At 39.5% G+C, this 14,937-nt stretch carries 8 protein-coding genes and 5 pseudogenes; 10 read left to right on the forward strand and 3 right to left on the reverse strand.

The window, feature by feature from the left end; all coding sequences use genetic code 11:
- The 3 genes and pseudogenes from IPK31_12455 to IPK31_12465 all read right to left on the reverse strand — a co-directional run bounded on the left by IPK31_12455 (position 1) and on the right by IPK31_12465 (position 4,301).
- Positions 1 to 2,125, reverse strand: a pseudogene (locus IPK31_12455) (DEAD/DEAH box helicase family protein).
- Positions 2,126 to 3,661, reverse strand: coding sequence for an Eco57I restriction-modification methylase domain-containing protein (locus tag IPK31_12460; GenBank protein MBK8088683.1), 1,536 nt, complete (start codon positions 3,659 to 3,661; stop codon positions 2,126 to 2,128).
- 1 nt (position 3,662) lies between these two features.
- Positions 3,663 to 4,301 carry an SAM-dependent DNA methyltransferase gene (locus IPK31_12465; GenBank protein ID MBK8088684.1) on the reverse strand — a complete coding sequence of 213 codons (639 nt, stop codon included), beginning with the start codon at positions 4,299 to 4,301 and terminating at the stop codon, positions 3,663 to 3,665.
- A 332-nt stretch (positions 4,302 to 4,633) separates the two neighbouring features.
- On the opposite strand from IPK31_12465, the gene IPK31_12470 reads away from it, so the two are divergent.
- The 10 genes and pseudogenes from IPK31_12470 (at position 4,634) to IPK31_12515 (ending at position 14,910) form a co-directional block, all read left to right on the forward strand.
- Positions 4,634 to 5,101 (forward strand): (2Fe-2S)-binding protein, encoded by a 468-nt coding sequence (locus IPK31_12470; protein MBK8088685.1) that lies wholly within the window; start codon positions 4,634 to 4,636, stop codon positions 5,099 to 5,101.
- Positions 5,035 to 7,208, forward strand: a pseudogene (locus IPK31_12475) (xanthine dehydrogenase family protein molybdopterin-binding subunit). The gene IPK31_12470 and the pseudogene IPK31_12475 overlap by 67 nt, the downstream one beginning before the upstream one ends.
- 247 nt (positions 7,209 to 7,455) lie before the next feature.
- Positions 7,456 to 7,913 (forward strand): annotated as a pseudogene (locus IPK31_12480) ((2Fe-2S)-binding protein).
- Between the two features lie 110 nt (positions 7,914 to 8,023).
- Positions 8,024 to 8,350, forward strand: coding sequence for an antibiotic biosynthesis monooxygenase (locus tag IPK31_12485; GenBank protein MBK8088686.1), 327 nt, complete (start codon positions 8,024 to 8,026; stop codon positions 8,348 to 8,350).
- Between the two features lie 57 nt (positions 8,351 to 8,407).
- Positions 8,408 to 10,663 (forward strand): annotated as a pseudogene (locus IPK31_12490) (xanthine dehydrogenase family protein molybdopterin-binding subunit).
- Between the two features lie 67 nt (positions 10,664 to 10,730).
- A complete protein-coding gene (locus tag IPK31_12495) occupies positions 10,731 to 11,153 on the forward strand; it encodes a cytochrome c (GenBank protein ID MBK8088687.1) in 423 nt (140 codons plus the stop codon).
- Positions 11,154 to 11,193: 40 nt separating this feature from the next.
- Positions 11,194 to 12,351, forward strand: coding sequence for an XdhC family protein (locus IPK31_12500; GenBank protein ID MBK8088688.1), 1,158 nt, complete (start codon positions 11,194 to 11,196; stop codon positions 12,349 to 12,351).
- Positions 12,341 to 12,949: a nucleotidyltransferase family protein gene (locus IPK31_12505; GenBank protein MBK8088689.1), complete on the forward strand. Its 609-nt coding sequence runs from the start codon at positions 12,341 to 12,343 to the stop codon at positions 12,947 to 12,949. Before IPK31_12500 ends, IPK31_12505 begins: the two co-directional genes overlap by 11 nt.
- Before the next feature lie 40 nt (positions 12,950 to 12,989).
- A complete protein-coding gene (locus IPK31_12510; protein MBK8088690.1) occupies positions 12,990 to 14,168 on the forward strand; it encodes a molybdopterin molybdotransferase MoeA in 1,179 nt (392 codons plus the stop codon).
- Between the two features lie 5 nt (positions 14,169 to 14,173).
- Positions 14,174 to 14,910, forward strand: a pseudogene (locus tag IPK31_12515) (sulfite exporter TauE/SafE family protein).
- Positions 14,911 to 14,937: the final 27 nt, after the last annotated feature.

Below are 14,937 nucleotides of genomic sequence, written 5' to 3' on the forward strand. Positions count from 1 at the left end.
TCTTTCTTCTTTTTGTCAGAAAGTTGTTTGTCATTAGCTTCCTTCTTTGCTTTTTTTACGGCTTCAGATTTGTTGATGATGGTTTCAATATCTTGATTCAAATTTCTGAAACCTGCAATATTCATTAAAGCCTTCATGGCTTCTTCGTTTGCCATTAAACGTGCTAATGTGTTATTGTCCACGATTTACGAGCAACGCACTTTCCCAACGTCTTGCTAAAAAAAGTGTAGCTGTTGTGCCACTCATTGCCATATCAAGAATACTCTGCGGCATCGACTTGTTTCATGGAACTGCCGTCATAAGCTAACACAGGTAGAAAGTTGATAAACTCGGCAACCTTTGCTTCGGGATTTGTTTCGTTCACATTTAGCCGACAACTATAATCTGCAATCTGTCGCAATGCCCGGTCTGGTGCAAAGTCGAAAACGTAACATTCTTCTTTCAGGATTTCTTCTTTGTTGGGTGATTTGCTGTCGGGATTTCTAATTACCCAGGGTGTTTGCACACGGAAAGCTGCTTGAAAATAAGTTTCTGGACTGGAAGAATTTCGTAACATGAAAATTCCCGTCCACGGTTTTATTGAAATCCCTGTTGTCAATTTTCCGCATGAAAGTGTGATTGTTTTTGATTCCAGCGGATTATCTGTCATGGCATCTAATACTGGCGGCATTGCTTCTACACCAATTCCTGCCTGAATTCCTGCTGCCACAACAATTGTATAGTCGTGATAGAATTTGTTTTGTCGTTGCTTTATTATGTTTGCCATTGCATGGCATGATGCTACAGTTGGCAAAAACCAAAATGTGTGATTCAACACTTTGAGTAATGGTGCATGAGAAAATGGTAACGGTGGTTTCTTTGCACCCATCTTTAAATTGTCAACAGTTGTTTCTCTAAAATCACCACGAATAAGGTCAAGCCATTTTTGTACTTCATCTTCATATTTGAATCGGGCATTTCGTCTTTCGCCTTCTGCGGTAAAGAAAATATTCAAATCAAATCCGTCAAACTCACCTTGCATGGCTATTTGCCTTATAGTGTCTGGTAGCTGATAAGTAAGCATAACCATTCTTGGCAATGCTGCATAAGGATTGTTTGGGGCTTTCCAGTTTTCTTTTGCTTTCTGTTCATCTGAATATGTCCAGTTGAAAATTTGTTCTTCAATAAATTCGCCTGAAGCGATGGCTCTAAAAGGTGTACCTGATAAGTATAAATAATGATTGGTAGTGATAGGCATTGTTTCTTCATCAAAATATTCTATGCCTTCACCTTCGCCAAATTCCAGTTCTTTTTTGCCTTCGGCTTCAAATAATTCTTTGGCATTTTCACGCCATGCACCATAATGATATTCGTCAAATATTACGCAATCCCAATTGGTAGCATGCACCCATTCATTTTTAGTTTTAATACCTCCGGTGCTTGTATTCTTTCCCAAATAATCCTGAAAAGAACCAAAACATACAATTGGTTTTTTAGGGTCTGCATCTTCAAACTTCAATCCGTTTCTTGCAATGAATTGCCATCCTTTAAAATCAACATGAGTTTTTAAATCTTCATCCCATGCACTTTGAACAGCAGGTTTAAAAGTTAGAATCAGAATTTTTTTCCAGCCCAATTTCTTTGCCAATTGATAACTGGCAAAGGTTTTTCCGAAACGCATTTTTGCATTCCATAGAAAGTGAGGCGTTTGTTTTGGATTTTCTTTTTTATAGCTTTTGAAATATTGGATGCTTTTATTAACAGCTTCTTCCTGCTCTGGTCGCATGATGAAATTTAGCACCCGATTTTCTTCGGTTTGTTCACCTGTCTTTATTTGATGAATGGCTCTCCGCAAATCATTCAAGTTGCATTTATACCATTCGCCACTTGCATTAACTACTTTCCATTCTCTTAAAAGCCGATGCACATCATGGTCGGTAAACGAACTGCCATCTTTCTTCATAGCCGATTCTTCAAACACAATTTTATGTTCAATCTTGGCTGTTCCCAGTTGTTCTTTAATACGAGTTTTTGCATCTCGGTCGGTAAAACCAATTTTGAGCAAACCTTTATGCGTTGCCACACCAAGCAACTCGTAAGCGTAGATAGTCGGATTAGTTAGTGGTCGTGGCGGAAAGAATTTCATTTACTCATCGGCATCAGTATTTGCAGTTTCGCCTACCGCTTTTATTTTTGAATCAATAAATTTCCATTCTTCTTTAGTGATGCCCCATCTTTTACATAATAATTCATCTGTATAAACTCCTTCATATTTTCCCAAGTCAGGAACAAATTGAAAATTCCCTCTTGTTACATCTTGCGAAACGACAGTTTGCAGCAAAAGAAATCTGAAAATTTTTGTAAATAAAAATGACTTAAATGATATTACTTCTTTTTGCGTTTTTGCTGCGAATGCCACAATCCAAGATTCAGTGCAGGCTTCCCCGGGTTTGGCAATTCTTGTATTACCATCATAATAAAATCCAACTGGTTTGGAGAAGTCTGTTTGACCTGCAATTGGTGCTCTCGGTATGAGAAGTTTATATTTATTAAGCAAATTATAGCTGTCTGATAATTCCTCTTTCTTTATATAAAGTAATCCTTGTCTTTGAGTGAAATAACAAGGGATTCCAGATTTAGATGGAGTATGATGACCCCTTACTCCAAATGGTTTTGAAGGCGAAACTACTTCACTCAGATTTTTACCGCCATTTTCTTTTTTTGCTAAAACTTTTCTAATAATTGGAATTGCTTTGCTATGGCGAATGAAAATTGGAAACTCATTTAGTGTTCTTTCGGATTTTTCTTGATTTCCATTAATAAAATTAGTTACCTCACAAAGTCCGGGATTATCTCTGTCCCACAAAAAGTAACAAATACCTCCTGCAACATCTACTCCGGGAAACACTTCATTGGAATTTTCAAAATCAACAAGCCTTCTAATTCTTTTGTCGTTCAGCATGTCAGAACGAAAATCATCCAAACCTTTACCTCCAGCAAACCAACGAGCAGGAACAATCATAGTCAAGTATCTTGGATTTAATTTTTTGGCTTGTTCTATGAATTTGTGATAAAGAGGACTTGCACTTCTGCTCTGCCAGGCATCACTCAAGTGATATGGCGGATTGCCAACGATAACGTCAAATTTCATATTGAATATTTTTTCCGGTTTGTCCGTGTGAATAAAATTGTATGCGTAAGTTTCCAAAGCATCTTCACGGTCATACACTTCCTGGCTTGCTCCGCAATAAGTACATTTTGCATCGCTAAAAGTATGTTTCAGTTTTTTGTAATGAATATTGCCTTGCTCATTTTCAAATGCGTCCACAACAGAATATTTGCCATTGGCTGTTTTGCTGCAATACACACTTCTTTTACTAAGCAAAGAAGTGAGTTCAGTTATGGCTATCCCAAAAATTTGCTTTGTAAATATATGGTTGATTCTTTTTTGCTTGTCGGGTATTTGCGTTTCAAGTCCTTTGTCTAACCGTTTTGCAATTTCCCTTAAAAACACACCGCTTTTAGAAACGGGGTCTAAAAAAGTAGCATTCGGGTTTCGCCAAATACTTGCCGGCAGCAAATCTAAAATGTCATTTGCCAAGCCCGGTGGTGTAAACACTTCGTCATTGCTCAAATTAGCAAGGCAAGAGAGTACATCGGGATTATAATTTGTTTGTATCATCTTAGCCGAGCTTTAAGAAATGAATTAGTGGAAAATCTTTTACAGGTTCATCAATTGCCGCAGCGTTTCCTTCGTCATTAAACATTGAGAATTGGTGGGTTTGTTCTACCAAAAATTTGAAAACATAATCTCTTCTTTTTAGCATGTTCTCATTTACCATACTCCATTCAGAAAAAACGATTGGTTTTTTTGTAACAGGATTGGTAAAGTCTAAAGCATCACCCCACAAAATATTTCTCTTTAAAATAAATTTTATGCTTTTTAATAATTCTATTTTGGCATTAATGCCAAAACTGTCAACATATATTTTGGAAAATATTATAAATAGCCTTTCCTGACATTCCAAAGTATTATCTTCCAAAATATCTACACCATAAATACTTGATATTGCAATTAAGCAATTCCGCTCCCATTCAACCTGACTTGTTCGGTATTTATTTTCAACCACTGCTAACTTTCTTTTCAATACTTCAGCTAAAAAGTTACCGTTACCGCAAGCAGGTTCCAAAAAGCGGGAATCAATTCGTTCTGTTTCCTGCTTCACCAAATCGAGCATGGCGTTAACTTCACGGTCACTTGTAAATACTTCTCCATGGTCTGCAACCCGTTTTTTTGTTTTTACTTGTTTAGTATCGCTCATATCATTCGTTACAGCGTCCACTTCTGTTTTTTTGCTAAGTTAAGTCTAAAGAACTAAAATACTTAGGTCAGTTGGGTTGTAAAGCCTTGGATGTTTGTATATGTGTGGGATGTTTAATATGGTGTTATAGTACATTCTGACTACAGAAGTCTTAAGCAAAGAATTGATAAATGGAAATTGTCTTATTGTAGGTTCCAATAATTCTGACATCATCACAACGATCCAGCAGTTTAATACCCTTTGGCCTAAAGGAGGAAACCATTCCTGTAATTGTATAGTATTTTGTGTTTTATGTTTTGGAGAATAGCTAACTTACCTAAAAGTATTCCTCCATGACAGCAATCAATTTAAACGTAAATGGTAAAACGCTATCGGTTGATGTAGATCCGGCAACACCTCTTTTATGGGTGCTGAGAGATCATTTAAATCTTGTTGGTACAAAATTTGGCTGCGGCATGGCACAATGCGGTGCATGTACCGTTCACTTAAACGGTGTAGCTGTACGTTCCTGCTCATTGCCGGTTTCATCTGTAAAAAATAATGCCATTGTTACCATTGAAGGGTTAAGCGAAAAAGGAGATCATCCGCTGCAACAGGCATGGGAAGAACTCGATGTTTCTCAATGTGGTTATTGCCAGGCGGGCCAGATCATGAGTGCCGCTGCCTTGTTAAAACGCAATGCAAAGCCAACTGATCAGGATATTGATAATGCGATGTCGGGAAATATCTGCAGATGCGGAACGCATGTCCGTATCCGAAAAGCAATTCATTTAGCAGCCAAACAACAAAGCAAAAAATAATTATGGCAACAACACATACAAGAAGAAACTTTCTGAAAGTATCTGCTTTATCAGGTGGTGGTATGCTCATCGGTTTCAGTTTGTTCAACCTGCCTGCAGAAGCAAATGCATTGGAAGAAATGATTTTTACTCCGAATGCTTATATCAAAATTGCTGCTGACGGTACGATTGTGTTATTGGCACCGAACCCGGAAATTGGCCAGGGTGTAAAAACATCCCTCCCAATGATCATCGCAGAAGAGCTGGGTGTTGATTGGAAAAAAATTCAAGTTGAATTAGCACCATTACACAGTAAAATGGGCAGACAAACAGCTGGTGGAAGCGGATCAGTAAGAGGACGATTTACAGAGTTGCGTAAAGTGGGAGCAACAGCCCGTGAAATGTTAACGACTGCTGCAGCACAGCAATGGAATGTTCCTGTAACTGAATGCGGAGTTGAAAATGGAGAAGTAATACATACTGCAAGTGGAAAAAAATTAAGTTATGCATCGTTGGCCTCTGCAGCTGCTAAACTGGAAGTGCCGGCTAAACCAACCTTAAAAGATCCGAAAGAATTTAAATTGATTGGCACAAGAGTGAATGATGTAGATGCACATAAGATTGTAACCGGTCAGCCTTTGTTTGGAATTGATACAAGAAGAGAAGGAATGCTGTTCGCCATGGTAAGCCGTGCTCCTGCCTATGGAAAAACATTGGGCGAAGTAAACGATGCCGCTGCGTTGAAAATTGAAGGGGTAAAAAAAGTAGTGAAGATCAAGAATGCGGTTGCTGTGCTTGCAACATCTACATGGGCTGCCAAAAAAGGAAGAGATGCATTGGTGATTCAATGGAATGCAGGAGAAAAATTAGAAAACAGTGCAGAACATTTTGCCGAATTTAAAAAATTGCTTGAAAGCCCAGCACCAACAGCACCCGCCAGGAACGATGGCGATGTAGATGCATCAAAACAAAATGCAGTTAAATTGCTGGATGTAACATACGAAATACCTGCACTGTCGCACGGACAGATGGAGCCGCTTAATTTTTATGCGAATGTGAAAGATGGGAAAGTGGAATTGTTTGGTCCAACACAAGTGCCAGGTTCAGTAAGAAGCGAAGTATCAAAACAATTAGGAATAGCGGAAGAAAATATAACCATTTCATCGCCCCGACAGGGTGGTGGTTTTGGCAGAAAGTTAATGACTGATAATGCTGTGGAAGCTGCGTTGATCTCCGCTGCAGCACAAAGCCCGGTGCAGGTGCAATGGACTCGTGAAGATGATATGCAAAATGATTTCTACCGTCCGGCAGAAATGTGGAGATACCGTGCGTCACTTTCAGTCGACAATTTATTATCATGGCATCAATCAGGTGTTGGTATTGGTCGTGGTGTGAGGGGTGATAGTTATGTTGCAGGAGCTGTTGCAAACTACCGTGCAGAGGGGCAAGGCTTCACAAGCAATACACCAACAGGCTGGTGGAGAGCACCCGGTGCAAACACATTAGCATTTGTTGCCGAAAGTTTTATGGACGAAGTATGCACCGCATTGAAAAAAGATCCGGTTGCATTTCGTTTGGAATTGTTGAAAAAAGCAAAAGAACAAACTGTCGGAAAAATAAATTACGATCCGGAGAAATATAAAAGTGTGATTGAACTTGTAGTGAAGATGAGTAAGTGGGGTACAAAAACACCCGGCGTATTCAGAGGTTTTTCAACCTGGTTTTCGTTTGGCTCTTATGTAGCGCAGGTGGTTGATGTGCAAATGGTAAACGGCCGACCGAAGGTTAAGAAAGTATTTTGTGCGGTAAACTGTGGTCGTGTAATTAATTTGAGCGGGGCACAAAACCAGGTGCAGGGTTCAATTGTTGATGGCATCAGCCATGCTATGTTCCCGAAAATTACATTTGTGAATGGTGCTGTGGCCGAAACAAATTTTCATCTTTATAAGTTTCTACGCATGAAAGATGCACCATCAGAAATTGATGTACAATTTGTGGAATCAGATGAAGCCCCAACCGGTTTAGGTGAGCCTGCTTTACCGCCTGTTGCAGCTGCTCTTGCAAATGCAATTTTGCAGCAACCAGAAAACGATTACGCAAGTTACCATTCGCCGAACAGTTGGCTTAAATCGGTTTCGTTTCTTTGCGGGGATCATATCCGGTTCTGTATTGTAATTACTCATCATATCCCAATCAGTAATTATGGTAGGTAAATCCGTAATCTGTATACCCATCAAACAGAAAAAGTAAAGAAATTTAATGCGTATAAATAAGTAAAATATTTCAGCCATTGTTTTATGACCGGCCTCAAATGTTTTAGTACGAATTAAACAGATCAAATTTTCAATCACTAACTTTCATAAAAGTATTCCGCTATGCCAGTAATAAGTTTGAATGTAAACGGTAAAACGGTATCAATTGATGTCGATCCTGCAACACCTGTACTGTGGGTGCTGAGGGAACATTTAAATCTTGTTGGTACCAAATATGGATGTGGTGTAGCACAGTGCGGAGCATGCACCATCATGCTCGATAATGTGGCTGTACGTTCCTGTATGTTGCCTGTTTCAACAGTTTCGAAAAGAAGATCACAACAATTGAAGGGCTGTCTGAGAAGGGCGACCACCCTGTGCAAAAAGCCTGGTTGGAACACGATGTGGCGCAATGCGGCTACTGCCAAACGGGACAGATCATGAGTGCGGTTGCATTGTTGAAAAGTAATCCCAATCCAACAGATGCACAAATTGAAGCTTCCATGAGTGGTAATATATGCAGGTGCGGAACTTACCTGCGGATAAAAGAAGCAATTAAAACAGCAGCGAAACAAAAATAAAATGAGTTGAGTCTTGTATTCAATAAAATTTTCTAAGCATCCTTTAAATGAAATATTTATTAGTTTTTTTGATTTTCACATACAGTAACGTTTTTGCGCAATCAAAAGATATGATGATTCGTATATCCGAAATTGAAATAGATTCAAACTATCTGAAAGAATATAATTCAATCCTTCAGGAAGAATCCAGGGCTTCAGTTCAATTAGAACCCGGAGTGATTGCTATTTATCCCATGTATCAAAAGGCTAATCCAACGCAGGTACGGATTTTAGAAATATATGCAAACAGGGAGGCTTATGAGGCACATTTAAAAACGCCTCATTTTCTAAAATATAAAACAAGCACGGTTAAAATGGTAAAGTCTTTGAAACTTGTAGATATGAACAACATAGATTCAGAGACGATGGTTGATATATTTCGTAAAATAAATAAGTAAAACACATCCAACAGAAAGTCAACTGTTCAGAATTTTAAATTTTTAAAGTCATCAACAATGGAAAAGTTCAAAACTGGTTATAACAGAAGAGCATTTTTAAAATCATCCTTTCTTGCAGGTGGTGGTATGATGATTAGTTTCAGCGGTTTGGCAGAGTTGAGCCTCGAGGATAAAATAAATCCGGCCGACCTGGCGGAACAATGGCATGAAATAACAGGCTATATCAAAATCACGCCAGATAATATCATAAAAATTTTAAACCCTAATCCGGAATTTGGACAAAATGTAATGACTTCACTCCCTATGATTGTGGCTGAAGAACTGGATGTGGACTGGCAAAAAGTAGTAGTAGAAATGGGGCCACACGACAATATGAAATTAGGTCCGCAATTTACCGGTGGAAGTAATTCTGTACGGATGTACTGGAAACCACTTCGTGATGCAGGAGCTGCTGCCCGTGCCATGTTAATGGATGCTGCGGCGCAAACATGGGCGGTACCCGTGGAAGAAATAACAACGAAAGAAGGAATGCTCTATCATGAAAAAACTGGTAAGTCAGGAACCTATGGCGAGTTTGCTTCAAAAGCTTCAGGCATTCCGATACCAAAAAATGTAAAGCTGAAAGAAGTAAAGAATTTTAATGTTGTACGAAACTCACAGAAGAATGTAGAAGGTTTAAAAATTGTAACCGGTAAACCTCTTTTTGCATTGGATTACACACAGGAAGGAATGCTGATTGCCATGATTCATCATCCGCCTGCATTCGGAATGAAATTTAAAAGCTTTGATGCAGCTGAAACCTTGAAAATGCCGGGCATCAAAGATGTGTTTACGGTGAAATGATAGGAAGATGGATATGAACAGGCCGGATTCGATACACGTACATTCAACGACTTATTGGTAGTGGTGGGCAATACCACATGGGAAGTAATGAATGCCCGCAAAAAACTAAAAGTAACCTGGGAGCCGAAAGGAGATACAAAAGATACGATGGCAGGCAGAGGCGGAAAGAATGAAGTGATTGTTCCCGGCGCATTGGAAAGTACAGGCACTCATTTTGAACAAATGCGGGAGTATGCAAAGAAACCTGCACAGCAATTACGAAAAGACGGTGATCCTGAAACGGCTTTTAAAAACGCAGCAAAGATTATTGAACGCACTTACAATGCTCCGTTCTTACCACACAACTGTATGGAGCCGATGAATTTCTTCGCTCATGTTACAGATGAAAAAGCGTTGCTGATAGGACCTCACCAGGCACCGGGTTGGATAGAACCAACGATCTCAAAAATTTTAAATCTGCCAGCCGATAAGATTGAAATAAGAATGGCCAGGATGGGTGGCGGCTTTGGCCTCAGGGCATATGGACATTATGTTACAGAAGCAGCACTTATTTCTAAAAAAGCAAAAGTTCCAATCAAGCTTGTGTACACCCGTGAAGATGATATGACCTATGGCATCTATCGCCCCATGTACACAGCTACTTACCGTGCTGCATTAGATGCAAATAAAAATTTAATTGCCTTTCATGTAAAGGGTGGCGGTATTCCTGAACATGCCATTCATGCAAACAGGTTTCCTGCAGGTGCTGTTGATAATTATTTAGCAGAGGGATGGGAAATACCTTCCAATATTACCATTGGTGCATTCAGAGCGCCACGATCTAATTTCAATGCAGCTGCCGAGCAATCGTTCTTAGATGAATTAGCAGAAGCAATGGGTAAGGATCCCATTGAATTCAGACTGGAATTATTGAAACGTGCCAAAGAAAATCCTGTTGGTAAAAACAATGAATACGATGCAGACAGGTATGCAGGTGTCTTGAAACTGGTGAAAGAAAAATCGGGATGGAATAAACCGGAAAACAAAAAGTACAGCCGTGGTGTGGCTGCTTATTTCTGTCACAACTCCTATGCTGCGCATGTGGTTGACATGGTTAAGAAAGACGGACAGCCTTTTGTGGAAAGAGTTACCAGTGTACTTGATTGCGGTATAGTGATCAATCCTGATGCTGCGATCAACATGGTTGAAGGAGCTGTGGTTGATGGAATTGGAAATGCACTGTATGGTGGATTGACATTTAAGGAAGGAGTTCCTGAGCAAAATAATTTTACCCGTTACAGGATGATCCGCCTTCGGGAGGCACCTAAAAAGATTGATGTTCATTTTGTGCAAAATGATATTAATCCAACAGGGTTAGGCGAACCGCCTTTTCCGCCGGTATTTGGAGCAGTAGCAAATGCATTGTATAAGAATACAGGGAAACGGTTTTATAATCAACCTTTTTCAACAGAGCTTCAAAAAAAACCGTAACAGATTTTAAAAATTACAGATAGTGCTTTTTCCCAGAAGTATAAAAGCAAAAAAACTTAAGCGGAATATGAAATTGATACTTATAACCTTTGCGGTTTCTACATTCGCCATAACATTGTTATCCTTTGATCAGAGTTTTGATTTAAAAGCGAGTGTTAAACGTGGTAAAACCATTTACGAAACAAGTTGCATTACCTGCCACATGGCAGAGGGAACAGGGCTTGAAGGCGTTTTTCCTCCTTTAGTAAAATCAAATATGGCTGATAAAAATCGTTTGATTAAAGTGATTGTGCAGGGTATGAGAGGGCCGTCAAAAGTGAATGGTGTAGATTATAATGGGGAAATGGCCGCCATCGTTCTTACCAATGAACAGGCAGCAGATGTTGCAAATTATGTTCGTAATTCATGGGGCAATAAAGCTCCTGCTATTTTACCGTCACAGGTGCAACCTGCATTAAAGGTTCAGATAAAAGGATATCAAAAGTATTAAAGAGAGTAATCGTAAACAGTGTGCTTCTTTTTGAAGGAGAATGACAAAAGAAATAAACGAAATAATTGCTGCTTATAAACGGGCACAACAAAAAGGAAATAAAACGGCCCTTGCTACTGTTGTGTACGTTGAAGGTTCTTCCTACAGAAGGCCCGGTGCCCGTATGCTGGTGGAAGACGATGGACGAATGACCGGCGCAATAAGCGGCGGATGCCTGGAAGGTGATGCGTTACGCAAAGCGTTGCTGGCAATTCATCAGCAACAAAACAAACTGGTTACTTATAATACACTGGAAGAAGATGATGTTGAGTTTGGTGTACAGTTAGGATGCAATGGTATTGTACATATTTTATTTGAACCGATTGATCCGCAGGATGATAATAATCCTATCGCATTGCTGGAGAGATCACAGCTGTTTCGAAAAGAAACAGTTTTGGTAACATTATTTTCATTGCACAACTTTCACGGTCATCAGCCCGGTACTTGTTTTTTTCTTGATGAAGAAAGTTCGTACAGTAAAATTGATAATGCAGGATTAGATGTGACTGTTCTTGAAGATGCTTCGTCTGTGCTTAAAGCTGGAGCGTCGTCCATAAAAGAATACAGTGCGTTTGATTTGACTGGCTTTATTGAATTGCTGCAGCCACCAGTTTCTTTAATTATTATCGGCGCAGGCAACGATGTATTTCCATTAGTTGAAATGACGGGGGTTTTAGGTTGGCAGATAATTGTTGCAGACGGAAGAACAACACATGCAAATGTTCAACGCTTTCCCAACGTACAGAAATTGATAGCAGGGAAACCGGAAGATATTATTCAGCAACTTGTCATTGACGAATGGACGGTGTTTCTGTTGATGACACACAATTACAAGTATGATTTGGCAATGATGAAACTGTTGCTGCAAATCAACTGCAGATACATCGGTACACTTGGGCCAAAGAAGCGTTTGGAAAGGATGATTGAAGAATTGAAGAAAGAAGGTATTGCTGTAACAGATGAACAAAGAAATATGATCCATGGGCCGATCGGTTTAGACATCGGCGCAGAAGCCGCAGAAGAAATTGCATTATCTGTTCTTGCAGAAATAAAAGCGGTGTTTGCAAATCGGGAAGGAGGTTTTCTGAAAAACCGTTCGGTTAGTATTCATACCCGTAATGAATTGGAATTACAGAATAGCAGCAGCAATGGCAGATGATAAAAGTTATACAAATACCGGAGTTGTTATACTCGCTGCAGGCGAATCATCCCGTTTAGGTTCTCCCAAACAATTATTGATTTATTCAGGTGCTACATTGTTGCAACATTCCATTGAAGTGGCGCAGGTTTCTAATGCGGGCCCCGTTTTTGTTGTTTTAGGAGCAAATGCAGATGCAATCAAACATGGATTAAAAACTACAACTGCTAACGTAATTGTAAATGCAGATTGGAAAGAGGGGATGGCATCAACCATTCGCTACGGATTACAAACCTTGGGTGAAACGAATCCGCAGGTGGATGCTGTTATTTTTATGGTAGCCGATCAGCCCTTTGTAACAGCTGATTTATTAAATAATTTGATGGATGTGAACAGAAAAGAACAGCGCAGCATTGTTGCCAGTAAATATGGAACTATTTTTGGAACGCCTGTTTTATTTGCCAAACGGTTCTTTCCGGAACTGATGGAATTAGCAGGTGATGTGGGAGCAAAAAGCCTGGTTCGAAAGTATATGAGCGAAACCGCATTTGTTTCATTTCCGAAAGGAGAGATTGATATTGATACAAAGGAAGATTATGAAAGTCTTTCGAAAAAATAATTGATGGCATGCTCCGTCTGACGGAAAATTCAGTAAACAAATGATCACCGTAACAGAAGCAAAACATATTATTTCAAATAACGTAACAGTATTAAAACCTGTTACGGGTTCTTTATTACAGTCAAGAGGAAAGGTTTTGGCTGCTGATGTGTATGCAACAGTTGATATTCCAGCTTTTCCGCAATCAGCAATGGATGGTTATGCCTTTGCATTTGATGATCTGCAAAATGAATTGGTGATTGAGGGAGAAATGGCAGCAGGAAGTTCTTCAGCAATTGAAGTAGCAGCAGGTAAAGCTATCCGCATTTTTACAGGTGCACCTGTTCCGGCAGGAGCTGATACAGTTGTGATGCAAGAGAAAGTGAAAATCGAAAATGGTGGTTTAATTATTGAAGATGACAAGCTGCAACGCAACAGTAATGTTCGGCCGATTGGCTCAGAAATAAAAGCAGGTGAACTCGCTTTGCCGAAAGGAAGTTTATTAACTGCAGCAGCGATTGGTTTTTTAGCCGGCATCGGTCTTACAGAAGTGTTGGTAATTCCTGATCCTGCGATCAGTATTATTCTTACCGGCAACGAATTACAGGAGCCGGGTAAACCTTTGTCGTATGGACAAGTATATGAATCCAATTCTTTTGGTTTAACAGCAGCATTGGAATCGCTGCATCTTCCTGTTCATCGTATTTACAAAGCAGAAGATGATCCGGAAGTATTAACGGCGATTTTGCAACAGGCATTGAATGAAAGTGATCTTGTATTGTTAACAGGTGGTGTAAGTGTTGGTGATTATGATTTTGTGTTGAAGGCAGCGAACAAATGTGGCGTAACTCAACAGTTTCATAAGGTAAAACAACGACCGGGTAAACCTTTGTTCTTTGGTACCAAGAATGAAAAAGTAGTGTTTGGTTTGCCGGGCAATCCTTCATCTGTGCTTACCTGTTTTTATGAATATGTAACCGAGGCTTTGGCAATACAGACAAAACGTTCGTTGGAATTAAAGTCAGTACAAACAGTATTAGCGAAAGACTGTAAAAAAGCACCGGGGCTTACACATTTTCAAAAAGCCTATTATGATGGAAAAACGGTGTTGTCATTAACAGCACAGGAATCGTACAAATTAAATTCGTTTGCAACAGCCAACTGTTTGCTGCAACTGGATGGCGAAAAAGAAGAGTATTTTGCAGATGATTCTGTCACTATTCATCTTTTACCTGTTTAACATCAATGGACTTTATTTATCTTTTTTATATTCTTTTATTTCTTGTTGCTTTTTTATATGCATCAGTTGGTCATGGTGGAGCAAGTGGTTATTTGGCATTAATGGCTATCTTCAGTATTGCGCCTGATGTGATGAAGCCAACGGCGTTATTGCTGAACCTTTTTGTATCGCTAACATCATTCATACAATTTTACAGAGGTGGTTATTTCAAATGGAAAATATTTCTGCCGTTTGCTCTGGCATCGGTGCCAATGGCATTTGTTGGTGGATTGGTAACGATTGACGCAGTTATTTATAAAAAATATTGGGAGTACTGTTGCTGATACCTGTGATCCGTTTTTTATTCTTCAGCAATATAAAAGTGGATGAACGAAAACAGGTGAACATCCTCATAGCAGTATTGATCGGTGCAGCTATTGGTTTTTTATCTGGCTTGATTGGTATTGGGGGCGGAATTATTTTATCACCGATATTATTGCTGATGCGCTGGACAGATATGAAGCAAACAGCAGCCATCAGCGCCCTGTTCATTTTTGTGAACTCAGTTTCAGGATTAGCAGGTCAGTTAACAAAGGGCATTCATTTTACACAGGATATGTACATGTATGTGGGAATCGCTTTTGTTGGTGGGTTATTTGGAGCCTACTACGGGTCCGTACGTTTCAAACAAAAAGCATTAAGTTTCATGCTTGCAGCGGTTTTAGGTATCGCTTCTTTCAAATTATTGTTCACACAGGCTTAGTAAACCAAGTATAGCGATAAATTTGCA

It is taken from the genome of Chitinophagaceae bacterium (assembly GCA_016713085.1).
Classification (GTDB): Bacteria; Bacteroidota; Bacteroidia; order Chitinophagales; family Chitinophagaceae; genus Lacibacter.

Bases quoted from the DNA above. Each gene is read 5' to 3' on its own strand.
- IPK31_12460 (MBK8088683.1), bottom strand. From the start codon at position 3,661: ATGATACAAACAAATTATAATCCCGATGTACTCTCTTGCCTTGCTAAT.
- IPK31_12465 (MBK8088684.1), bottom strand. From the start codon at position 4,301: ATGAGCGATACTAAACAAGTAAAAACAAAAAAACGGGTTGCAGACCAT.
- IPK31_12470 (MBK8088685.1), top strand. From the start codon at position 4,634: ATGACAGCAATCAATTTAAACGTAAATGGTAAAACGCTATCGGTTGAT.
- IPK31_12485 (MBK8088686.1), top strand. From the start codon at position 8,024: ATGATGATTCGTATATCCGAAATTGAAATAGATTCAAACTATCTGAAA.
- IPK31_12495 (MBK8088687.1), top strand. From the start codon at position 10,731: ATGAAATTGATACTTATAACCTTTGCGGTTTCTACATTCGCCATAACA.
- IPK31_12500 (MBK8088688.1), top strand. From the start codon at position 11,194: ATGACAAAAGAAATAAACGAAATAATTGCTGCTTATAAACGGGCACAA.
- IPK31_12505 (MBK8088689.1), top strand. From the start codon at position 12,341: ATGGCAGATGATAAAAGTTATACAAATACCGGAGTTGTTATACTCGCT.
- IPK31_12510 (MBK8088690.1), top strand. From the start codon at position 12,990: ATGATCACCGTAACAGAAGCAAAACATATTATTTCAAATAACGTAACA.